Origin of the sequence: Flaviflexus salsibiostraticola (assembly GCF_003952265.1) — a bacterium.
Lineage (GTDB): Bacteria > Actinomycetota > Actinomycetes > Actinomycetales > Actinomycetaceae > Flaviflexus > Flaviflexus salsibiostraticola.
Genome location: NZ_CP034438.1, coordinates 657,030 through 679,843 on the forward strand (window position 1 = coordinate 657,030; position 22,814 = coordinate 679,843).

The 22,814-nt window shown below is 65.5% G+C and carries 20 protein-coding genes and 1 tRNA gene; 6 read left to right on the forward strand and 15 right to left on the reverse strand.

Features of this window, described 5'->3' with window-relative positions:
• Positions 1–3 precede the first annotated feature (3 nt).
• Positions 4–2,835, reverse strand: a complete 2,832-nt coding sequence (uvrA, locus tag EJO69_RS03105; protein ID WP_126039101.1) for an excinuclease ABC subunit UvrA — start codon at positions 2,833–2,835, stop codon at positions 4–6.
• A 106-nt stretch (positions 2,836–2,941) separates the two neighbouring features.
• On the opposite strand from uvrA, the gene EJO69_RS03110 reads away from it, so the two are divergent.
• Genes EJO69_RS03110 through EJO69_RS03125 form a run of 4 tightly spaced genes read left to right on the forward strand, consistent with a single transcriptional unit; the run spans position 2,942 to position 5,598 of the window.
• Positions 2,942–3,580 carry an MBL fold metallo-hydrolase gene (locus EJO69_RS03110; protein WP_126039104.1) on the forward strand — a complete coding sequence of 213 codons (639 nt, stop codon included), beginning with the start codon at positions 2,942–2,944 and terminating at the stop codon, positions 3,578–3,580.
• Entirely contained in the window at positions 3,577–3,846 is a 270-nt protein-coding gene (locus EJO69_RS03115; protein ID WP_245993738.1) for a YciI family protein, read from the forward strand. The genes EJO69_RS03110 and EJO69_RS03115 overlap by 4 nt, the downstream gene beginning before the upstream one ends.
• Positions 3,843–4,805 (forward strand): bile acid:sodium symporter family protein, encoded by a 963-nt coding sequence (locus tag EJO69_RS03120; protein WP_245993739.1) that lies wholly within the window; start codon positions 3,843–3,845, stop codon positions 4,803–4,805. The genes EJO69_RS03115 and EJO69_RS03120 overlap by 4 nt, the downstream gene beginning before the upstream one ends.
• Before the next feature lie 19 nt (positions 4,806–4,824).
• On the forward strand, positions 4,825–5,598 hold the full coding sequence (locus EJO69_RS03125; RefSeq protein ID WP_126039110.1) for a glutamine amidotransferase: 774 nt from the start codon (positions 4,825–4,827) through the stop codon (positions 5,596–5,598).
• On the opposite strand, the gene EJO69_RS03130 is transcribed toward EJO69_RS03125, so the two are convergent.
• The 5 genes from EJO69_RS03130 to rpsA all read right to left on the reverse strand — a co-directional run bounded on the left by EJO69_RS03130 (position 5,544) and on the right by rpsA (position 11,977).
• Entirely contained in the window at positions 5,544–6,665 is a 1,122-nt protein-coding gene (locus EJO69_RS03130) for a TerC family protein (protein WP_126042300.1), read from the reverse strand. The genes EJO69_RS03125 and EJO69_RS03130 overlap by 55 nt on opposite strands.
• Positions 6,666–6,922: 257 nt before the next feature.
• Positions 6,923–8,989 carry an excinuclease ABC subunit UvrB gene (gene uvrB / locus EJO69_RS03135; RefSeq protein WP_245993741.1) on the reverse strand — a complete coding sequence of 689 codons (2,067 nt, stop codon included), beginning with the start codon at positions 8,987–8,989 and terminating at the stop codon, positions 6,923–6,925.
• Positions 8,990–9,022: 33 nt separating this feature from the next.
• Complete coding sequence (coaE, locus tag EJO69_RS03140; RefSeq protein ID WP_126039116.1) at positions 9,023–9,859, reverse strand: dephospho-CoA kinase; 837 nt, start codon at positions 9,857–9,859, stop codon at positions 9,023–9,025.
• Complete coding sequence (locus tag EJO69_RS03145; RefSeq protein ID WP_126039118.1) at positions 9,841–10,377, reverse strand: pyroglutamyl-peptidase I; 537 nt, start codon at positions 10,375–10,377, stop codon at positions 9,841–9,843. Before EJO69_RS03145 ends, coaE begins: the two co-directional genes overlap by 19 nt.
• Before the next feature lie 130 nt (positions 10,378–10,507).
• Positions 10,508–11,977 (reverse strand): 30S ribosomal protein S1, encoded by a 1,470-nt coding sequence (gene rpsA / locus EJO69_RS03150; RefSeq protein ID WP_126039121.1) that lies wholly within the window; start codon positions 11,975–11,977, stop codon positions 10,508–10,510.
• A gap of 215 nt (positions 11,978–12,192) precedes the next feature.
• On the opposite strand from rpsA, the gene EJO69_RS03155 reads away from it, so the two are divergent.
• Positions 12,193–12,981: a class I SAM-dependent methyltransferase gene (locus EJO69_RS03155; RefSeq protein ID WP_126039125.1), complete on the forward strand. Its 789-nt coding sequence runs from the start codon at positions 12,193–12,195 to the stop codon at positions 12,979–12,981.
• Here the strand turns inward: EJO69_RS03155 and polA are convergent.
• The gene (gene polA / locus EJO69_RS03160; RefSeq protein ID WP_126039128.1) at positions 12,956–15,658 is read right to left on the reverse strand and encodes a DNA polymerase I; all 2,703 of its coding nucleotides are present in this window, start codon (positions 15,656–15,658) and stop codon (positions 12,956–12,958) included. The genes EJO69_RS03155 and polA overlap by 26 nt on opposite strands.
• A 53-nt stretch (positions 15,659–15,711) precedes the next feature.
• On the opposite strand from polA, the gene EJO69_RS03165 reads away from it, so the two are divergent.
• Complete coding sequence (locus EJO69_RS03165; RefSeq protein ID WP_126039131.1) at positions 15,712–16,104, forward strand: PaaI family thioesterase; 393 nt, start codon at positions 15,712–15,714, stop codon at positions 16,102–16,104.
• On the opposite strand, the gene EJO69_RS03170 is transcribed toward EJO69_RS03165, so the two are convergent.
• From EJO69_RS03170 to EJO69_RS03205, 8 genes are all read right to left on the reverse strand, one after another.
• A complete protein-coding gene (locus EJO69_RS03170; protein WP_170163118.1) occupies positions 16,105–16,752 on the reverse strand; it encodes an ANTAR domain-containing response regulator in 648 nt (215 codons plus the stop codon).
• 277 nt (positions 16,753–17,029) lie between these two features.
• Positions 17,030–17,111, reverse strand: a tRNA-Leu gene (locus EJO69_RS03175).
• Positions 17,112–17,139: 28 nt separating this feature from the next.
• Positions 17,140–18,585: a pyruvate kinase gene (gene pyk, locus EJO69_RS03180; RefSeq protein ID WP_126039136.1), complete on the reverse strand. Its 1,446-nt coding sequence runs from the start codon at positions 18,583–18,585 to the stop codon at positions 17,140–17,142.
• Positions 18,586–18,752: 167 nt separating this feature from the next.
• Positions 18,753–19,676, reverse strand: coding sequence for a prolipoprotein diacylglyceryl transferase (gene lgt / locus EJO69_RS03185; protein WP_126039139.1), 924 nt, complete (start codon positions 19,674–19,676; stop codon positions 18,753–18,755).
• 3 nt (positions 19,677–19,679) lie between these two features.
• Complete coding sequence (gene trpA / locus EJO69_RS03190; protein ID WP_126039142.1) at positions 19,680–20,465, reverse strand: tryptophan synthase subunit alpha; 786 nt, start codon at positions 20,463–20,465, stop codon at positions 19,680–19,682.
• Positions 20,465–21,667 carry a tryptophan synthase subunit beta gene (gene trpB, locus EJO69_RS03195; protein ID WP_126039145.1) on the reverse strand — a complete coding sequence of 401 codons (1,203 nt, stop codon included), beginning with the start codon at positions 21,665–21,667 and terminating at the stop codon, positions 20,465–20,467. Before trpB ends, trpA begins: the two co-directional genes overlap by 1 nt.
• A complete protein-coding gene (gene trpC / locus EJO69_RS03200) occupies positions 21,664–22,452 on the reverse strand; it encodes an indole-3-glycerol phosphate synthase TrpC (RefSeq protein WP_126039148.1) in 789 nt (262 codons plus the stop codon). The genes trpB and trpC overlap by 4 nt, the downstream gene beginning before the upstream one ends.
• Before the next feature lie 54 nt (positions 22,453–22,506).
• Positions 22,507–22,782 (reverse strand): hypothetical protein, encoded by a 276-nt coding sequence (locus EJO69_RS03205; protein ID WP_126039151.1) that lies wholly within the window; start codon positions 22,780–22,782, stop codon positions 22,507–22,509.
• Between the last annotated feature and the right edge of the window lie 32 nt (positions 22,783–22,814).

Here is a 22,814-nt window from a genome sequence, read left to right on the forward strand (position 1 = left end):
CGTCTACCTCAGGAGCGGGGCGAGGAACTGGCCAGTGTAGGACTGGGACACCTTCGCGACGTCCTCGGGAGTTCCTGCGGCAATGACCTCTCCTCCCCCCGCCCCGCCCTCCGGGCCCATGTCGATGACCCAGTCCGCCGACTTAATGACATCGAGGTTGTGCTCGATGACGATGACCGTGTTCCCCTTGTCGACCAGTCCATTGAGGACCTTGAGGAGCTTGGAGACGTCCTCGAAGTGGAGGCCGGTCGTCGGCTCGTCGAGCACGTACACGGATCGGCCATTCGAGCGTCGCTGGAGCTCGGAGGCCAGCTTCACGCGCTGGGCCTCGCCGCCCGACAGGGTCGTCGCCGACTGGCCGAGGCGAACATAGCCGAGGCCGACCGACTCGAGGGTCGACAGGTGGCGGGTGATGCCGGTGACGGGACCGAAGAACTCGTGGGCCTCCGAGATCGTCATCTCAAGAACATCCGAGACCGACTTGCCCTTGTACTTCACCTCGAGGGTGTCCCGGTTGTACCGCTTGCCGTCGCATACCTCGCAGGGGACGTAGACGTCGGGCAGGAAGCTCATCTCGATCTTGATCGTGCCATCGCCCTTGCACGACTCGCACCGGCCGCCCTTGACATTGAAGGAGAAGCGGCCCGGGCCGTAGCCGCGGATCTTCGACTCCGGCACCTCGGCGAACAGCTTCCGCACCCGGTCCCACACCCCCGTGTAGGTGGCGGGGTTCGAGCGGGGCGTCCGGCCGATCGGCGACTGGTCGACGTGGATGACCTTGTCGAGATCCTCAAGACCGGTGACGGAGGTATGCCGCCCGGGTACGATGCGGGCACGATTGAGCTGGTTGGCCAGCGAGTTGTAGAGGATCGAGTTGACGAGGGTGGACTTGCCGGACCCCGAGACGCCGGTGACCGCGACGAAGCAGGCCCGCGGGAACTCGACCGTCACGTCCTTGAGGTTGTTCTCCCGCCCTCCGGTCACGACGATCCTCTTCTCCGGATCGATGGGGCGCCTCGTCTTCGGAAGCGGGATGCTGCGCCTGCCGGCGAGGTAGGCGCCCGTCACCGACTTCTCCTCGGCGAGCAGACCCTCGTAGTCGCCCGCGTAGACGATCTCGCCCCCGTGCTCACCGGCGCCCGGGCCGATGTCGACGATGTAGTCCGCGGCCCTGATCGTGTCCTCGTCGTGCTCGACGACGATGAGCGTGTTTCCAAGATCGCGCAGCTTCGTCAGTGTCTCGATGAGGCGCGCGTTATCCCTCTGGTGGAGTCCGATCGACGGCTCGTCGAGGACATAGAGGACGCCGACGAGGGCGGCGCCGATCTGGGTTGCGAGCCGGATTCGCTGCGCCTCACCGCCCGAGAGGCCCGCGGCCCCGCGCGCCAGGGTGAGGTAGGTGAGGCCGACGTCGATGAGGAAACCGAGCCGGAACTGCGTCTCCTTGAGCACCGCATCCGCCACCGCCCGCTGCTTGGCGTCGAGCTCGAGCCGGCCGAGGAACTCGGAGACCTCGAGGATCGACATGTTGGCGAGCTCCGAGATGGACAGACCGCCGACGGTGACGGCGAGGACCTCCGGCTTGAGCCGAGCACCCCGGCAGACCGGGCACGGGATCTCCCGCATGTAGGCCTCGTAGCGGCCCTTCGACCACTCCGACTCCGTCTCCTCACGCTTCCTCTTGACGAAGTCGAGAACACCCTCGAACCCTGTCGAATAGGTGCGCTCGCGGCCCCAGCGATTGCGGTACTTGACCTCGACCTTGTAATCGCGGCCGTAGAGGAGGATGTCGCGCACCTCCTGCGAGAGCTCGCCCCACGGGGAGTCGATCGAGAACCCGACCTCCTTGCCGAGTGCGGTCAGCTGCCGCGTGAAATAGGCCTTGTTGCCCGCCCAGGGCAGGATCGCGCCATCGCGGAGGGAGAGTGACTCATCCGGGACGACGAGCTCGGGGTCGACCTCGAGCTTGGCCCCGATGCCGGAGCATTCGGGGCAGGCGCCGTAGGGCGCGTTGAACGAGAACGTGCGGGGCTCGATCTCCTCGAGGGCCAGGACATGATCGTTCGGGCAGGCGCGCTTCTCGGAGTACCGCCGGTACCGTTCCCTCTCCCCCTCTTCGACGTCCATCCGCTCGACGACCACGAGGCCATCGGTCAGGCGCAGGGCCGTCTCGACCGAGTCGGAGAGGCGCCGTGTCGAATCCTTCCGGACGAGCCGGTCGACGACGATGTCGATGTCATGACGGAGCTTCTTGTCGAGCGTCGGCGGGCTGTCGAGCCGGATGAGCTCGCCGTCGACCTTCGCGCGGGAGAAACCCTGCTGCTGGAGGTCGGCGAAGAGCTGGCTGTACTCCCCCTTGCGGCCGCGGACGATGGGCGCAAGGATCTGGAAGCGGGTGCCCTCGGGCAGCTCCATGATGCGGTTGACGATCTGCTCGGCCGACTGGGAGCTCACCTCCTCCCCGCATTCCGGACAGTGCTGGATCCCGGCTCGGGCATAGAGCAGTCGCAGATAGTCGTAGACCTCGGTGATGGTGCCGACCGTAGAGCGAGGGTTGCGACTCGTCGACTTCTGGTCGATCGACACAGCGGGCGATAGGCCACCGATGTAGTCGACGGCAGGCTTGTCCATCTGCCCGAGGAACTGCCGGGCATAGGACGACAGCGACTCGACGTACCGGCGCTGACCCTCGGCGAAGATCGTGTCGAAGGCAAGCGAGGACTTGCCCGATCCGGAGAGTCCCGTGAAGACGATGAGACGATCTCGCGGCAGATCCAGGTCAACGTTGCGGAGGTTGTGCTCTCGTGCGCCTTGGACGACAATTTGTTCGGTCACGCCGAACAGTGTACCCGCCGAACAGGACGATCGAACAAGTGTACTGATCGAGGTTCGCTCCCGGCTTCAATCGTCCTTTGACCCGGCGGAGCGCTACCCTGGTGGCATGAGTACGACATATCACACAGGCCCGGATCAGCCGCCCGTCACCATCGCCCTCGGGGATGTGACGATCACGAAGATGTCGGTCGGGTCCATGGACAACAACGTCTACCTCATCGAGAACCGCCGGGGCGACGCTGTCATCGTCGATGCCGCCGCCGAACCGGATCGGATCGTCGAGCTCGCGGCGGGCAGGACCGTCCGCGCCATCATCACGACCCACGAGCACGCGGACCACATCGAGGCCCTCGAGACGGTCTCTCACGTGTTCCCGACCGCGAAGATCGCGGCGACTGCCGCAACCGCCGATGCCCTCCCCGTCGAGGTCGACGTGACCATCGAGAACGGCGCCATCCACGCCTTCGGCGATCTCGAACTCGAGTTCATCACCCTCCGCGGACACACACCCGAGGGCTGCGCGGTCGTCGTCGGCACTCACATCCTCACCGGCGATTCCCTCTTCCCCGGCGGAATCGGCAAGACGCCCTCCGATCAGGCATTCTTCCTCCTCTTCAACGACGTCCGGGACCGCATCTTCGAACGGTTCGATGACTCGACGGCCATCCACCCCGGCCATGGAGATTCCACCACTGTGGGCGAGCAGCGCCCGCACCTCAGCGAATGGGAAGGACGGCGCTGGTGATCTTCGCAGCCCTCTACACATACGATCCGGCCCGGACCGACATCTCCGATCGTCGGCCTTCGCACCGCGCCTACCTCAAATCGCTCAACGAGGGTGGGTCGCTCCTTGCAAGCGGCCCCCGCGGGGGCGGCGCCCTCCTCATCCTCTCCGCAGACGATGAGGCGGCGGCGCGCGCCCTCATCGACGCGGACCCGTTCGTCACCTCCGGCATCGTCACCGACATCGACCTTGAGGAGTGGACCGTCGTCTACGGCCCGTGGTCGTGAAGAAGCTCGATCCGTTCCTCGTCGCGATCATCGCGGCGCTCGTCGTCGGCCTCATCTGGCCTGCCCCGGACGGCCTGCGCTCCGGAATCTCGACGGCGGGAGACGTCCTCGTCGCCCTCCTCTTCCTCCTCTACGGGCTTCGCCTGCGCACGACCGAGGTCCTGTCGGGCCTGACGAACTGGAAGGTCCAGGGCCTCATCTTCGCCTCGACCTACATCGTCTTCCCGCTCGTCGGGCTCGCCATCCACCCGCTGCTCGTGCCGGTGGTCGGCGACGGATTCGCGACCGGTTTCCTCTATCTCGCCTTCCTTCCCTCGACGATCCAGTCATCGGTGACCTTCACATCGATCGCCGGGGGTGATACCGGTGCGGCTGTCTGCGCGGCGACCTTCTCGAACGTCATCGGTATGTTCCTCACGCCCCTCTATGTCCTCGTGTTCATGAACATCGCAGGAGCCTCAGCCGGGTCGCTGACGAATGTTCTCACCCAGCTGCTCCTGCCCTTCATCATCGGTCAGCTGCTGCAGCCGAAGCTCGGCGACCGAATCCGACGACACCCGCGGTCGCTGCGGGTCTACGACCAGGGCACGGTCGTCGTCATCGTCCTCGCCGCCGTCCTCGACTCGACGGCCGCGAACACGTGGGATGGGGTGTCGGCCTGGCAGATCATCGGACTCATCGCTATCTCCTCCGCCCTGCTCGCCTTCATCCTCTCGTTCACGTGGTACGTGTCCGGCTGGGCGAAGATCACGCGCGCCGGCCGCATCGCGGTCCTCATGTGCGGCTCGAAGAAGTCCCTCGCGACCGGTCTGCCCATGGCGCAGGCGATCTTCCCCGCCGCGGTCATCGGCCCCATTGCCGTCCCCGTCATCGTGTTCCACCAGATCCAGCTGCTCGTCTGCGCGGTCATCGCCTCCCGCATGGGACGCCTCCCGGAAGATGCGTGGTCACGGCCGTAGCACCGGCTATCGTGTCACCATGAAGCCCTTCCTGCTGATCGCCACCCGCGCCGAGGACAAGGCCGCGGACGACGAGTTCGACCAGATCCTCCGATTCGGGCGCCTCACCGCGTCCGATGTGCGCCGGGTCCGCCTCGAGCAGGCTCCCATGCCCGCGCTCGATCTCGACGACTACTCGGGGATCATCGTGGGCGGCAGCCCCTTCACGGGGTCCGAGCCGGAGGAGACGAAGTCGCCCACCCAGGTTCGGGTCGAGGCCGAGATCGCCACCCTCCTCGATGAGGTCGTCGACCGTGACTTCCCGTTCCTCGGCGCCTGCTACGGGGTCGGCACCCTCGGCCGGCACCAGGGCGCGGTCATCGACTTCACGTACGGCGAGCCCGTCGGCGGCACCACCATCCATGTGACCGACGCCGGCAGGGACGATCCTCTGCTCGCCGATATGCCCGAGCGCTTCTCCGCGTTCGTCGGGCACAAGGAGGCCGTCCGGTCCCTACCCGACCATGCGGTCCTGCTCGCGGAGTCGGCCGCATGCCCTGTCCAGATGTTCCGGATTAGGGAGAACCTCTACGGCACGCAGTTCCATCCAGAGCTCGATGCCGAGGGTATCGCCACCCGCATCCGCATATACAGGAATGCCGGCTACTTCGAACCCGAAGAAGCCGACACCCTGGTTGAGGCCGCGTATCAGTGGGACGTGAGCGATGCGAACAGAATCATCGCCAACTTCACCGCGCGCTACGCGCGCTCAGAATCCCCGTCGTCGCTCCGGCGCGCCCCGGGCTCTGAGTAGGCCTCGAACCCCTCGCCCGCTGCCGCGTCGTGGTCGCGGTGGCCCTCGTCGCCCGTCTCGTCGGTGATCCGCTCACCGGTATTGGACTCGAGGTTCGCCTTCGTCCGCCGCTTGTTACCCCAGAGGGAGGCGATGACGGTGACGGTGATGACACCGAGGATGACGCCGAGTGAGACGCTGATCGGCGGCTCGGGAATGGCGAGCAGCAGGTCGTAGCCGTGGAAGGCGTGGATGATCAGCTTGAAGGAGATGAAGCCGAGGATGACGGCGAGGCCGTAGTGCAGGTAGATGAGCTTCTCGAGCAGTCCATCGACAAGGAAGAACAGCTGGCGGAGGCCGAGGAGCGCGAAGGCGTTGGCCGAGAAGACGATGAACGGCTCGCGTGTGAGGCCGAAGATCGCGGGGATCGAGTCGAGCGCGAAGACGAGGTCAACCGTGCCGATGGAGACGATGCAGAGGAAGAGCGGCGTGAGCCAGGTCTTGCCCTCGCGGCGAACGACGAGGCGCTGGCCGACGAAGCCTTCGGTGACGCGGAAGCGCTTCTCCGTCCATCGGACGATCGCGTTCGGCTTGTACTCCTCGATCTCCTTCTTCTTCTCGTTTGGATCCTCGACACCCTCGCGAACCTGCGCGATCGCGGTGTAGAGGAGGAAAAGACCGAAGATGAAGAACACCCAGACGAACCGCTGGATGAGGGCATCGCCGAGCAGGATGAAGATGAGTCGCATGACGAGTGCCATGACGATGCCATACAGCAGAACCTTCTGCTGATAGAGGCGCGGCACCTTGAAGGAGGCGATGACGATGATGAAGACGAAGATGTTGTCAACCGACAGGGCCTTCTCGACTGCGTAGCCGCCGAAGTATTCACCCGCGAAGGTCGATCCGTGGCGCCAGAACATGACCGCGCCGAAGATGAGCGCAATGGCGACGTAGAAGCTCGACCAGATTGCCGCTTCCTTGATCGTCGGCTCGTGGGCCTTGCGGACGTGTCCGAACAGGTCGATGAGGATGAGGACGATGACGACCGCGCCGAGAGCGAACCACTCCCACGTATGGACGACCATCTGTTCGGCCGTGGACGCCGCCATCGGCAGGGGGACATGGGGCAGCTGGTGTGCCAGCAAAACTTACCTCCGGTTTGTTGATCCGAAGGTCTCTTCCCACCGTTTCCGGTCGCGAACCGAGTGCCGTGGCACCGTGATGGCGGCTCGCTGTTGTGCGGGAATACTCCCCTTCGCTAGCTTCACCGGCAACTATAGGGGAGAAAAGTCCCAGTTCCCAGCCGCAGGGGAAGCTGTCGGTTATGACGTTGACGACTGCCCTACCCCGTTGCCGACTCCATCTGGCGCAGCTCCTTCTTGAGATCTCTGATCTCGTCTCGCAGACGCGCTGCCAGTTCGAAACGCAGATCCTCTGCCGCCTGCCGCATCTGCTCGTCGAGTTCAGCGATGAGAGAACGCAGATCTCCGGTCGCCTTCGTCGCCATACTCTCCCGTGTCTCAGACGCGGGCGCCGGCCGGCGGTAGCCGCCCTCGAGCAGTGCCGCTGTGTCGATCTCCTCGCGGACGAGCATGTCCGTCACGTCGGCGATCTTCTTGCGCAGCGGCTGCGGATCGATGCCATGGGCCTCGTTGTAGGCGACCTGCTTCTCCCGCCGGCGATTCGTCTCGTCGATTGCCTCCCGCATGTTCGGCGTGATGGTATCCGCATACATGTGGACCTGGCCGGAGACATTGCGGGCCGCTCGGCCGATCGTCTGGATGAGGGACGTGGTCGATCGGAGGAAGCCCTGCTTGTCGGCGTCGAGGATGGCGACGAGCGACACCTCGGGCAGGTCCAGCCCCTCGCGAAGCAGGTTGATGCCGACGAGAACATCGAACACGCCCATGCGAAGCTCACGCAGGAGCTCGACCCTGCGGAGAGTATCGACGTCCGAGTGGAGATATTCGACGCGGACACCCCGCTCGGCAAGGTAGTCGGTGAGGTCCTCGGCCATCTTCTTCGTCAGGGTCGTCACGAGCACGCGCTCGTCGCGGGCAGTGCGGGCCTTGACCTCGCCGAGAAGGTCATCGATCTGGCCTTCGGTCGGCTTGACGACCACCTCAGGGTCGACGAGGCCTGTCGGTCGAATGATCTGCTCGACGACCCCGTCGGACTGCTCGAGCTCGTACTTGCCGGGCGTCGCGGACAGGTAGACGGTCTGCCCGATCCGCTCGAGGAACTCATCCCACTTGAGGGGCCTGTTGTCCATCGCCGAGGGCAGGCGGAAGCCGTGCTCGACGAGCGTGCGCTTGCGCGACATGTCGCCCTCGTACATGGCGCCGATCTGGGGAACGGTCACATGGGACTCGTCGATGACGAGGACGAAGTCGGAGGGGAAGTAGTCGAGCAGCGTGTTGGGGGCGGTGCCGGGGCCACGGCCGTCGATGTGGCGGGAGTAGTTCTCGATACCCGCGCAGGCACCGACGTTCCGCATCATCTCGAGGTCGTACGTCGTCCTCATCGAGAGCCTCTGCGCCTCGAGCAGCTTTCCCTGGCGTTCGAGCTCGGCGACGCGGACATCGAGCTCCTCCTCGATCGACTTGATCGCCCTCTCCATCCGCGCCGGGCCAGCCACATAGTGGGAGGCAGGGAACAGATGAGCGTGGTCGGTCTGGCGGATGACGGTGCCGGTCAGGGGGTGGAGGAAGGACAGCTCATCGATCTCATCGCCGAACATCTCGATCCGGATCGCGAGCTCCTCGTACACCGGGATGATCTCGATCGTGTCGCCCCGCACGCGGAACGTGCCGCGGGTGAAGGCGATATCGTTCCGGGTGTACTGCATGCCGACAAATCTGCGCAGCAGCTCGTCCCGGTCGATCTCCTGACCGACCTCGAGGCGAACCATTCGATCAACATACTCCTGGGGAGTGCCGAGGCCGTAGATGCACGAGACGGAGGCGACGACGACCGTGTCCCTCCGGGTGAGGAGCGAGTTCGTCGCGGAGTGGCGCAGCCGCTCCACCTCGTCGTTGATCGACGAGTCCTTCTCGATGAAGGTATCGGTCTGAGGCACGTAGGCCTCGGGCTGATAGTAGTCGTAGTACGACACGAAGTATTCGACCGCGTTGTTGGGCAGGAGTTCGCGGAACTCGGATGCCATCTGTGCGGCCAGCGTCTTGTTCGGCTCGAGGATGAGGGTGGGGCGCTGGATCTGCTCGATCAGCCACGCGGTCGTTGCCGACTTGCCGGTGCCGGTCGCGCCGAGCAGGACGATGTCCTTCTCGCCATTGTTGATCCGCTCCGTCAGCTCCGCGATCGCCGTCGGCTGGTCGCCCGACGGCGTGTAATCGGAGACAACTTCGAACGGCGCCTCAGCGCGTACCAGGTCAGTCACGGGTCGCATGCTCATAGGCTAGCGCGACCCGGAGGCAGTCTCCTAGGGTGTCTCCTCGAAGCGGACTTCGACGTAGGCCTCGGCATCGGGACGGACCCACGCATCGCCGTGTGGGATGCAGCAGACGTGCCGCAGGTTGCCCTCGGGCGTCCCCGCCGGGACGATGACATCCATCCCCTTGACGCGGGCGTCGACTCCCGTGTGTGCGAGCTTCCCTGTCAACCGCTCGGCGTGCATGATGTGCCTGCCCCGCGCCGTGGGAAGCGTCTCGGTGCGGACATTCTCATGGAATGCCTTGACGCGGTCGATGACCGCGGCGATCTGCTCATCGAGCTGGGCGAGTGAGCCGCTGTTGTCGATGACAGCATCGGCGAACGGGATACGCTCCTCGTCCGTGAACTGGGTGCTGATGCGCGCCCGCGCATCGTCGACCGTCATGCCACGATGCTCGACCAGGCGGTGCACCCTCGTGTCATCCGGCGTCGTGATGACGATGAGGAACTGCGGGACGTAGCCCCGGCCGGTCTCGATCAGCAGAGGGGACTCCTCGACAACGATGGCGTCGGGATCCTCGGCGACGTACTCCTGGAACAGGGCCCGCACGCCCTCGTGGACGAGAGGGTGGACGATGCTGTTGAGCTCGCCCAGACGCTCGGCGTCCTTGAAGACGATCGCGGACAGCGCCTCACGGTCGATCGACCCGTCGCGCATCGCCTCCGGGAACCGCTCCTCGATCGCGGGCACGGCCGCTCCCCCGGGCCCGGTCACCGCACGCGATATCGCATCCGCATCCATCACCTTCATTCCCGCTTCTGCGAGGCGGGGGGCGACGATGGACTTGCCCGAGGCGATGCCGCCGGTCAAACCGACATAGAGCATTCGATGATCCTTCCGATCAGGTCAACACCCTGTCCGAGGCCAAGATGCTCGGCGGGCGGAATGTGGAGGAAACAGGAGTTCCTCTGGTGACGATACAGGGAATACGACAGGGCGTTGCACACGTACGCGCCCGCACTGAGCGAGACGCCGATACCCGCAGCCTCGGCCACCGCACCGACGTCCCATCCCGTGGTGACGGAGTCCGGTCCGTCTGGATCAATGGGCTCACCGCGGGCGATGTGCCCGTCGATATCGGCGATGCTCGACTCCCGCCAGTTGGTCGCCTGCTTCTCCAGCATGGGGGCGCGCCGAGAACCGGCCACGCCAATGGACAGGACCAGGTCCGCGTCGGCCAGGAGCCTGCCCACGTTCGCCACAGCAGAGTACGACACGGGCAGGATCTCGACATGGGCGCCGAGCGCCCGTCCCGCCTCGGTTGCCAGGAGCTCGCTCGGGTTACTCTCGTGGGCCACGCTCTCGGGCGGGCCGAAGGGACCGAATCCGGTGAGGACAATCATGCACGTGCTTTCATCTCAACTTCGTTGACGATATCCCGTGCCGGGGAGAGACGACGCCGTGTCGTCTCATCGCGGACAGGGACGCAGAGAGGGGACCGCCGTGGCGGTCCCCTCTCATCGATCTATCCGATCAGTGGCCGGTCAGCTTCTCGCGGAGGGCGGCAAGCGCCTCATCCGATGCGAGGGTGCCGGTCGACTCCGAGCCGGACGAGTAGGTTGCAGGAGCCTGCTCACGCGGTGCCGGGGCGGCCTCGACGGCCTCCTCTTCGACCTGCGCGGCGTTGGAGACCTGCTCCTTGTGGGCGAGCCACAGGGCGTAGGCCTGGTTGTACTCGGCCTCCCACGCCTCGCGCTCCTTCTCGTAGCCCTCGAGCCATTCGCCGGACTCGGCGTCGTAGCCCTCGGGGTACTTGTAGTTGCCCTCTTCGTCGTACTCGGAGGCCATGCCGTAGAGCGACGCGTCGAAGTCCTCGGACTCCGGGTCGACGCCCTCGTTGGCCTGCTTGAGCGACAGGGAGATGCGGCGGCGCTCAAGATCGATGTCGATGACCTTGACGAACAGCTCGTCGCCAACCTTCGCGATCTGCTCGGGCTGCTCGATGTGGCGCTGGGCGAGCTCGGAGATGTGGACGAGGCCCTCGATGCCGTCCTCGACGCGGACGAACGCACCGAACGGAACGAGCTTGGTGACCTTGCCGGGCACGACCTGGCCGATGGCGTGGGTACGTGCGAAGACCTGCCACGGGTCCTCCTGCGTCGCCTTGAGCGACAGGGAGACACGCTCGCGGTCCATGTCGACCTCGAGGACCTCGACGGTCACCTCCTGGCCGACCTCGACAACCTCGTTCGGGTGGTCGATGTGCTTCCACGACAGTTCGGAGACGTGGACGAGGCCGTCGACGCCACCGAGGTCCACGAAGGCGCCGAAGTTCACGATGGAGGAGACTACGCCCTCGCGAATCTGGCCCTTCTGGAGGGTGTTGAGGAAGTGGCTGCGGGTCTCGGACTGCGTCTGCTCGAGGAAGGAGCGGCGCGAGAGGACCACATTGTTGCGGTTCTTGTCGAGCTCGATGATCTTCGCCTCGATGTCGCGGCCGATGTACGGCTGGAGGTCGCGAACCCTGCGCATCTCAACCAGCGATGCGGGCAGGAAGCCGCGCAGGCCGATGTCGACGATGAGGCCGCCCTTGACGACCTCGATGACACTGCCGGACACAACGCCGTCCGTGTTCTTGATCTCCTCGATCTTGGCCCATGCGCGCTCCTGCTGGGCGCGGCGCTTCGAGAGGAGGAGGCGGCCTTCCTTGTCTTCCTTCTGGAGGACGTAGGCCTCAACGCGATCACCGACGGCGACAACCTCATCGGGGTTGATGTCGTGCTTGATCGACAGTTCCTTCGAGGGGATGACACCCTCGGTCTTGTATCCAATGTCGAGAAGGACCTCGTCGTGGTCCACCTTGACAATGGTGCCCTCGACAATGTCCCCGTCGTTGAAATACTTGATGGTCTCGTCAACAGCGGCGAGGAGTTCTTCCCTCGAGCCGATATCGTTGACTGCGACCTGCGGGGAGGTCGGCTGCTCGGGCGTAGATGTTGTCATTGAGTTGTAGTCTCCGATGGGACAGTAGAATCGAATGGATAGGTTGAGTGGATGTCCGATGGACGTCCAAGAGTCCACACTAACGCCTCTCCACCGCGGATGCCAGGCAATAAGGCCGGGAAATTCTGTTCATGTGACACGCACGACCATGCGCGGCGTGGGAGGTTTCTCGCGAGCCGATCGCGGTGATCATGCCTTCATGGGACACTTCCGCTATGGAGCCACACGTCCGGCCCGCTTCGGCCGTTCCCGACCCCGCCCTCATCGCCCGATCCTGGTGGGACCGCAACGCTGAGGAGTATCTCAGCGAACATCCCTCACTCGGTGACATCCGTTTCCAATGGGGCCCTGAGGGTTGGACGGAGGAGGAGCTGCAGCTCCTGCCAGACCGCCCCGGCCGCATACTCGAGATCGGCGCAGGTGCCGCCCAATGCTCCCGCTGGCTGGCTGCGGCAGGCCACTCCCCCGTCGCGAGCGATGTCTCGTCCGGCATGCTCAAGGCCGCCGCCCTCCTCAACGAACGGACGGGCGTCCATTTTCCCCTGGTTCAGGCAGACGTCACCGCCCTGCCCTTCGCCGATGCGTCATTCGACACCGTCTTCACCGCTTTCGGCGCCCTCAGCTTCCTCCCCGACCTGTCGCCGCCGTTCGCCGAGATCCTCCGCGTCCTCGCCCCGGGCGGATGGTGGATCTACTCCGTCACCCACCCGTTCTCCTGGGTCTTCCCGGATTCGCCGCATGCTGCGGACCTCACTGTCATCCGCCCCTACGGGACGGGCGACGCCTATGTCGAGGAGGATCGGGGCAGGGCGGACTACGCCGAGTTCCCCCACACGATCGCCGACCATATCAACGGACTCACCGGTGCCGGGTTCCGCATCGAGAGCGTGCTCGAGCCCGGGTGGAAGGCCGGTAATGAGGAGACGTGGGGTGCCTGGGGGCCCGACCGGGGAGCCATGCTCCCCGGCACCCTCATCGTCAGTGCGCAGCGGCCCGCCAGCTAGGACCGACACCGACGCCGACAGAGAGCGGGACCGATAGGTCGACGGCTGATTCCATCTGCTGGGTCACGACCCGGCGCACCTTCTCCTCCTCGCCGGAGGCGATCTCGAGCACGAGCTCATCGTGGACCTGGAGGAGCACTCGTGAGGCGAGGCCTTCGACGGTCAGGGCGCGGTCCACCCCGAGCATCGCGATCTTGATGATGTCGGCGGCCGACCCCTGAATCGGTGCATTGAGGGCCATCCGCTCCGCCGCCTCCCGACGCTGACGATTGTCGGAGGTGAGATCGGGCAGGTATCGCCGGCGCCCGAGGATCGTCGACGTGTAGCCGTCCCTCCTGGCCTGCGCGACGACGGATTCGAGGTAGTTGCGCACCGCGCCGAACCGTTCGAAGTAGTCATTCATGAGCTGCTGGGCCTCTGAGCGCTCAATCCTCAGCTGGCGGGACAGACCGAAGGCCGACAGGCCGTAGGCGAGGCCGTAGCTCATCGCCTTGATCTTGTTCCTCTGCGCAGGGCTGACCTCAGTCGGATCGATTCCATAGACACGGCCGGCGACATAGGAATGGAGATCCTCACCATCGATGAAGGCTTGGATTAGAGCGGCGTCACCGGATTGATGGGCCATGAGCCGCATCTCGATCTGCGAGTAGTCGACCGTCATGATCGACTCGTAGCCGTCGCCCGGCACGAAGGCCTCTCGGATCCGCTGGCCCTCCTCGGTGCGGGCGTGGATGTTCTGCAGGTTCGGCTCCGTCGACGAGAGCCGTCCGGTCGCGGCCACCGTCTGCTGGAAGCTCGTGTGGATGCGGCCGTCATCGAGGACCGACTTCGACAGGCCCTCAACGGACTGCTTGAGCTTGATGGCGTCCCTGTGCTCGAGGAGCTGGCCGAGGAACTCCCTGCCGGCGGCCGCGCGATCGTCCTCCCGGAGAGCAAGCTGCGTGAACAGGTCGGTCAGGGCCTCGGCGTTGGTCGTGTACCCGGATTTGGTCTTCCGGGTCGGCGGGAGGCCGAGCTCGTCGAAGAGGACCACCTGCAGCTGCTTCGGGCTCGAAAGATTGACCTCGTGGCCGATGGCGGCATAGGCGGACTCGGCGGCCCGAGTCACCCGCGAGTCGAACTCCTTGTGCAGGTCATCGAACACCGCCGTATCGGCGGCGATGCCGACGTGCTCCATCCGGGCCAGCACGGTCATGAGCGGACGCTCGATGCCGTGGAGAAGCTCGGTGGAGCCCCGCGCATCCACCTCCCGCTCGAGGACGTCGGCGAGCGGCAGAAGCGCCCACGCGCGTGCGGCTGGACCGTCGACGGCGCCCCCGCCGAGGGACAGGCCGAGGTCGAGCTCGTCGGCCGCCATGTCCGGCAGCACCATGCCGACGTGCCGGACGATGAGGTCATTGAGGTCGTAGCTGCGCTGGTCGGGATGGAGGATGTAGGCGGCGAGCTCCGTATCGACGCCGACGCCAGCCAGCTCCGCATCGAACGATCCCTTGATGGCGTGCCAGGCCGCCTTCGCCTCGTGGACGACCTTGATCGCCTCGCTGTCCTCACACCAGGTGGTGAACGCGCGGACATCCTCCTCCGACAGGTCGACCCTGTCGGCGACGAGGGCGTCGCCCGATGACGAGGCGACGGCGATCATCTCGATGTCGCCGCGCCTCGGCTGGCCTCGGCCAACGAGGAAGAGCCCGAGCCGTTCGCTCGCGTGCGCCGCCAGCCACGCCGCGAGATCACCGGGTGCGGCCGTGACCGCCTCAAGCCCGGCCAGGCTCTCCGACGCCATCTCGGAGTCGCCCTCGGCGAGCGGCAGCTCGGCTAGGACCCGCCCGCGGAGCGACGTGAAGTCGAGGGTGTCGAAGAGCTGGTGGACAGCCTCGCGATCCACTCCCCTCGGCTTCAGCTCATCGAAGTCGACCTCGAGCGGCATGTCACGCAGCAGCTCGTTGAGCCTCCTGTTGAGCTTGACCTGCTCGAGGTTCTCCCGGAGCGAATCGCCGACCTTGCCGCCGATCTCGTCCGCATGCTCGATGATCCCCTCGAGCCCGCCGTAGGTGTCGATCCACTTCTGGGCCGTCTTCGCTCCGACGCCCGGAACCCCGGGCAGGTTATCCGCCTTCTCCCCGACAAGGGCCGCCAGATCCGAGTAGAGCTCGGGCGGAACACCGGTGCGCTCCTTGACGACATCCGGGGTCATCTCCAGCATCTGCGACCGCGGCATCGGATAGAGAACCGTCACCGCGTCGCTCACGAGCTGATAGACGTCCTTGTCGCCCGAGGAGACGACAACCTTCATGCCCGCCTTCTCGCCGCGGTCGGCGAGAGTGGCGATGATGTCATCCGCCTCGAACTGATCCTTCGTGATCCACTCGATCCCCAGGGCGTCGAGGACCTCCTGGATGAGGGGGATCTGGCCCTCGAACTCCTCCGGCGTGTCGGCGCGCCCGCCCTTGTACGCCGCATACTCCTTCGTGCGGAACGTGCCGCCCGACAGGTCGAACGCGACCGCGACGTGGGTCGGCTTCACATCGGCGTAGAGCTTGAGCAGCGTATTGATGAACCCGTGGATGCCGTTGGTGTACTGGCCCTGGTCCGTGCGGAAGGAATCCTTGGGCAGAGCGAAGAAGCTTCGGAACGCGAGCGAATGGCCGTCGAGAAGAAGGAGTCGTTGATTCACCACTCCAGGGTACGTCCCGGCCCCGCCATTTTCAGCCGTCGGCTACTGTGGGGCGCATGGAGAATCACCTGGAACTCGGCATGGGAGCCCTCGCGGAGCGCATCGGCCTGCAGATCACACACGTCGGCGAGGACACAATGGAGGGGACGCTGCCCGTTGAGGGCAACACCCAGCCGTACGGCCTGCTACATGGCGGGATGAACGGCGTCCTCGTCGAGCACCTCGCCTCGGGAGTCGCCATGATGAACTGCCCGCCCGGTCTCGTCCCCGTCGGCACCGACCTCCACGTGTCGCACGTGAGTCCGGCGACGTCCGACACGGTGCGCGGTGTCGGCACCGTCGTGTCGAAGTCGCCGGGCACGATCTGGGTCAAGGTCGACGTCTACTCCGGGGACCGCCTGACGGCGTTCGGCTCGCTGACCGTCCGGTTCGTCAAGCCCCGGATCTGATCAGCTGCCGACCTGGTCGATGACCGCGTCGGCCACCTCGCGCATGGTGAGCCTGCGGTCCATCGAGGTCTTCTGGATCCAGCGGAACGCCTCGGGCTCGGTCAGTCCCATCTTCGACATGAGGAGACCCTTGGCGCGGTCGACCTGCTTGCGCGTCTCGAACTGCTCCGTGAGGCCCGCGACCTCGCTCTCGAGGGAGACGATCTCATGGAAGCGGGAGACGGCGATCTCGATGGCGGGGATGAGGTCGGCCGGGGTGAAGGGCTTGACCACATATGCCATCGCGCCCGTGTCTCGCGCCCGGTCAACCAGCTCGCGCTGGGAGAAGGCGGTGAGCATGACGACTGCGCACGTGCGGTTCGCGAGGATCTGCTCGGCCGCGGTGATCCCGTCCATGCCGGGCATCTTGATGTCCATGACGACGACATCGGGCTCGAGCTCCTGGGCCTTCTCGATCGCGGTCTCGCCGTCGCCGGCCTCGCCGACAACCTCGATGCCGGCATCCGTCAGGGTCTCGACGATATCGAGGCGGATGAGCGCCTCGTCCTCAACGACCAGGGCGCGATACGTGCGCTCCTCGCCGTCGTCGGCAACTTCGTCGACGAGGAACTCCAAGTTCTCCGCTCGACTGTCTTCACTCTTTACCATCGTGGCCTCCTTTGGCATGAGACGGCTCAAGGCACGGTACTGCTGGCATTATCTCCTCCAGATTAGCCGCCGACGCCGCCATTCCTCATATCCTTGGGCGGTGTTGCACAGACTTCCATGGAAGTTCCTATGCTCTGTTCGGAATTTTCCCGACATTGTGCCAAGAAATGCCGGTTCACCAGCGCTGTGACATCGCTAACCATCGTCGGACTGCGTGCCGAACGCGGAGCGACAGAGCCCCGGATCGCAGTGTGAGCTGCGATCCGGGGCCGTGCTGTACTCCGGGCGGGACTCGAACCCGCATGCCTCTCGGCGCCGCATTTTGAGTGCGGTGTGTCTACCGATTCCACCACCGGAGCGGGGGCCCGCAGGCGGGCCGAGAGGGTGCTACTCCTCTTCGATGACGAGGGGACGGTCCGGGATCGTCTCCCCGATCTTGTGGACGCGGATCGTGTTCGTCGAGCCGACGGTGCCGGGGGGCATGCCGGAGACGATGACAACGCGCTCGTCGATCTCGGCCATGTTCCGCTGGCGGAGGATGTAGTCGACCTGGTTGACCATGTCGTCGGTGTGCTCGACCTCGGGGACGATGACCGCCTCGACGCCCCAGGACAGCGCGAGGGCGTTCCGGGTCGACTCGAACGGGGTGAAGACGAGGTTGGGGATCGGCGAGCGGAGTCGAGAGATCCTGCGCGCGGTCAGGCCCGACGTCGTGAACGTCACCGCGAAGCGGCAGTCAAGCGCCTCGGCGATGTCGAGAGCGGCGCGGGTGATGACGCCGTTGCGGCTGCCGCGCAGACCGTGCAGCGGCGCGATCTTGTCGAGGCCGTGCTGCTCGGTGTAGGTGATGATGCTGTCCATGACCTCGACGCACTCGATCGGGTACTGGCCGACCGAGGTCTCGCCCGAGAGCATGACGGCATCCGCGCCATCAAGGATGGCGTTCGCGCAGTCAGAGGTCTCGGCGCGGGTAGGACGCGGGTTCGTGATCATCGACTCGAGCACCTGGGTGGCGACGATGACCGGCTTGGACTTGCGGCGGGCGAGGTCGATCGCGGCCTTCTGGACGGTCGGGACCTGCTCGAGCGGCAGCTCAACGCCGAGGTCGCCGCGGGCGACCATGATGCCGTCGAAGACGTTGACGATCTCCTCGAGGTTCTCGACAGCCTGCGGCTTCTCGATCTTGGCGATGACGGGGACCTTGCGGCCGACCCGGTCCATGACCTCGTAGACGTCGTTGATGTCGTCGGCGGAGCGGACGAAGGAGAGCGCGATGAGATCCGCGCCGAGGTTGAGGGCCCACTCGAGGTCGATCTTGTCCTTCTCGGACAGGGCGGGGACAGAGACGGCGACACCGGGAAGGTTGACGCCCTTGTGGTTGGAGACGGGGCCGCCGACGACGACCTCGGTGACGACGCGGGGGCCGTTCACCTCCTTGACGGTGACAAGGATCTTGCCATCATCGATGAGAATGTCGTCGCCCGGCTTGCAGTCACCGGGGAGACCCTTGAACGTGGTCGACACCATTTCCTTATCGCCGAGGATGTCCTCGGTCGTGATGGTGAAGATGTCGCCCTTGCGCAGGACGACCGAGCCGTCGGCGAAGTTGCCGAGACGAATCTTGGGGCCCTGGAGGTCGACGAGCACAGCGACTGCCTTGCCTGTCTCCTCCGCGGCGGCGCGGACGTTCACGTAGGTCAGTTCATGATCTTCATGGGTGCCGTGGGAGGCGTTGATGCGGGCGACGTTCATGCCAGCATCGACCAGCTCGCGGGTTTTTTCCCGGCTGGACGTAGCAGGACCTATAGTGCAGACAATTTTGGCTCTTCGCATGGGGTCCACATTACCGAAGAACCATCGTTCATTGCTGTGCGGAGGTGATTAATCGCGACACACGCCCGGTGACCAGCGTCGTCGCCTCCGGCGCACGATCGTCCGTCCAGGATGGAGAGCACCCCGCGCACGTTCGTGCGCGGGGTGAAGCGATGAGGTTTCGGAGATCAGTCAGCCGTCGGCGATCCGCCGGCCTCTTCGGCGCTCCCCTCGGTCGTCTCCGACCGCTGGTTCACCCTCTCCGGCTGCGACGGCGTCTCGCCGTCGATGTAGATGTCATCCGAATAATCCTCGCGGCGAACAACGCTCGTGCGCCAGAGGAAGAGCGCGGTGGCGATGACGAACATGATGACCGCCGTCCACACGTTGAGCCGCAGTCCGAGGACGATCTGCGCCTCGTCGATGCGCAGGTTCTCAACCCATAGCCGACCGGCTGTATAGATCATGACGTAGAGCCAGAATGCCTGACCCCCGCGCAGCCTGAACCTGCGCTCGAGGGCGACGAGGAGGACCGCGCCGGCCAGGCACCACAGCGCTTCGTAGAGGAACGTGGGATGGAAGGTTGTGCCCGGCGGATATCCGCCGACAATGTTCTCCGGGTCGATCTCAAGCGCCCACGGCAAGTCCGTGGGTCGGCCGTACAGCTCCTGGTTGAAGTAGTTGCCGAGCCTGCCGATCGCCTGGGCGATGAGAAGACCGGGTGCGAGGGCATCGGCGAACGGCGCCAGGCGCAGGCCCCGCCGGCGCAGGCCGATCCAGGCGCCGACGGCGCCGAGCGAGATGGCGCCCCAGATGCCGAGGCCGCCCTCCCACACCCGAATGATCTTCGTCAGGTCGCCGTTCTCCCCGAAATAGGGTCCCGGGGTCGTGATGACGTGGTAGATGCGAGCACCGACAATGCCGAAGATGATCATCCACACGGCGATGTCGAGCGAGACATCCTCGGGACCGCCCTTGGCGCGGTAGCGGCGCTCGAGGAGCCACCAGGCGACGAGGATCCCGATGATGATCGCGATTGCGTAGGCGCGGAGAGGCAGCGGACCGATCATCCACACGCCCTGATCCGGAGACGGTATCGACATCGCCAGCATGGGTCACCCCTCCCCGTGAGCGCCGGCGGCGATGTCCGACGCCAAGGCGCGCAGCCTGGCCAGCGACGGGTCATCCCGCAGGGCCTCGATGAGGGCGGAGCCGACGATGACGCCATCCGCGTACTCGGCGATCTCCGCGGCCTGCTCCCCCGTCGAGACGCCGAGCCCGACGCAGACGCGCTCAGCGCCGTGCGCACGAGTGTCGGCGACCAGTTCGCGCGCACGATTGTCGACGGAGCTGCGCGCTCCGGTCACACCCATCGTCGACGCGGCGTAGACGAATCCACGGCAGCTGTCGGCGACGAGCTTGAGCCGCTCGGGTCGGGATGACGGGGCGACGAGGAAGATCTTGTCGAGGTCGTACCTGTCGGCCGCCTCGATCCACGGGTCCGCCTCGTCGGGGATGAGGTCCGGGGTGATGAGCCCAGCTCCACCGGCATTCTTGAAGTCGCGGGCGAAGGCGTCGAAGCCGTAGCGGAAGATCGGGTTGATGTAGGTCATGACCTCGACGGCCGCACCCGTCGCCGCGACCTGTTCGACGATGCCGAAGAGGTCCTTCATCTTGAAGCCCTTCGACAGGGCCTCGTGGGTCGCGGCCTGGATGAGCGATCCGTCCATGCCCGGGTCGGAGTATGGGAAGCCGAGCTCGATGATGTCGGCCCCGGATTCGACGACGGCGATCGCGGCGTCCGCGCTCGCCTGCACGTCCGGGTAGCCGGCGGGGAGATAGGCGATGAACGCGGCCCCACCCTTGGCCTTGGCGGCGTCGATCTTCTCAGCAGCACCCATCAGAACACCTCTCGCGTTGCAGAGCCGTCCAGCCCGAACCAGGCGGCGGCCGTTTCGACATCCTTATCGCCCCGTCCGGACAGGTTGACGAGGATCGTCGCGTCCGGGTTCGCAGTGCCGATCTTCATGGCGCCGGCAAGCGCGTGGGCCGACTCGATGGCGGGGATGATGCCCTCTGTTCGGGACAGAAGTGCAAAAGCCTCCATGGCCTCCGCATCCGTCACCGGGCGGTACTCGACCCGGCCGATGGCGGACAGGTGAGCATGCTCGGGGCCAACCCCCGGGTAATCAAGACCTGCGGAGATCGAATGGGATTCGAGTGTCTGACCGTCCTCGTCCTGCAGGAGATAGGTCTTCGCACCATGCAGGATGCCGACATCGCCGACGCTGATCGGGGCGGCGTGCCTGCCCGATTCGATGCCCTCGCCCCCAGCCTCGAGGCCGACGAGCCTGACATCCTCATCGTCGAGGAACGCGGTGAACATGCCGATGGCATTGGAGCCTCCACCAACGCAGGCGAGAACCCAGTCGGGCAGACTGCCCGTCAGGGCGAGGACCTGTTCGCGGGCCTCGTCGCCGATGATCCTCTGAAGGTCGCGGACGAGGGCCGGGAAGGGGTGGGGACCCGCCGCGGTGCCGAAGATGTAGTTCGTCGTATCGACGGTGGCGACCCATTCGCGGAACGCCTCGTTGATCGCGTCCTTGAGAGTGTTCGAGCCCTGGTTGACGGAGACGACCTCCGCGCCCAGCAGCCTCATCCGCGCCACATTGAGCGCCTGCCGGCGGATATCCGCCGCACCCATGTAGATCGTGCACTCAAGCCCGAGAAGCGCCGCGGCGGTTGCGGTGGCGACACCGTGCTGTCCCGCGCCCGTCTCCGCGATGACTCGGGTCTTTCCGAGGCTGCGTGTCAGCAGAGCCTGACCGAGAACGTTGTTGATCTTGTGGGAGCCGGTGTGGTTGAGATCCTCGCGCTTGAGGATGACGCGCGCGCCGCCGCAGTGCTGCGAGAAGCGCGGCACCTCCGTGATGATCGACGGCCTGCCGGTGTAGGTCCGGTTGAGCTCGGCCAGCTCTTCCTTGAACGCGGGATCGATCTTGAGCTTCTCCCAGCCATCGCTGAGGTCGTCGAGCGCCGCAATGAGAGCCTCGGGGATGTAGCGTCCACCAAACTCTCCGAAGTAGGGGCCGGTCAGGTTCATGCTTCACTCACAATCTTGATCATCTGCGCAACCGCCTCCCGCGGCTTCCCGGACTTGACGAGGGCCTCTCCCGTGAGCACGGCGTCGGCCCCGGCCCGCCAGTAGGCGAGCACGTCCTCGGGTCCCGCCACACCGGACTCCGCCACCTTGACGACGGGATCGGGAATGAGGCCGACGAGACGCTCGAAGACCGACATGTCGACATCGAGAGTCTTGAGATTGCGCGCGTTGATGCCGATGATCTGCGCACCGGACGCGACGGCGCGCCTCGTCTCCTCCTCGTCATGCACCTCGACGAGCGCCCTCATCCCCAGCGAGTGGGTGACGGCGAGCAGTCTCGCGAGCTCGGCATCGGTCAGGGCGGCGACGATGAGCAGAACGAGGTCGGCGCCGTGGGCACGTGCCTCGTAGATCTGGTACTCGGTGACGACGAAGTCCTTCCGGAGGACCGGAACAGCCACCTTCTCCCGTACACGGTCAAGGTCGGCGAGCGACCCGCCGAACCGTCGCTTCTCGGTGAGGACCGAGATCGCGGCCGCACCGCCCGCCTGGTACTCGATCGCAAGGGCACCCGGTTCGGGGATCTCGGCGAGCGCCCCCTTCGAGGGGCTCGATCGCTTGACCTCCGAGATGATGGAGATGCCCGGGCCGACGAGTGCGGCGAGAGCGTCGAGAGCGGGTGCCTGCATCTTCGCATGCTCCATCATCTGCTCGAGCGGCACGGCCGCCTCGCGCTCAGCGAGATCTTCGCGCACGCCGACGATGATGTCGTCAAGTACTGTCATGACTGCCTTTCACTTAAAAAAGGGGGCGCCGAGGCGCCCCGTCAGTGCCTCGGTTCACTCGTGGTACCAGGCTCCGCCCTTGGCGGTATGTGTGAGTCTGTTCGGCTGCCCTCTGCCCGCGGCCTTGAGACCGAGGCTGACGGCCGTGACGACGGCGATGAGGCCCACGCCGATCCACGCGACGATCGCGGAGAAGACGAGGCCGAGGCCGATGACGAAGGCGGCGACGCAGATGCCGATCGCCCATGTCCACCCAGCAACAGTACGGCCATGGTTGTCAAAGGGCCTCGCCTCGGGGAGGCGGTACTTTTCGAGTTCGGGGGTAGACAATGGTGCTCCTTCGTCGTTTTCCTGGGGACAGC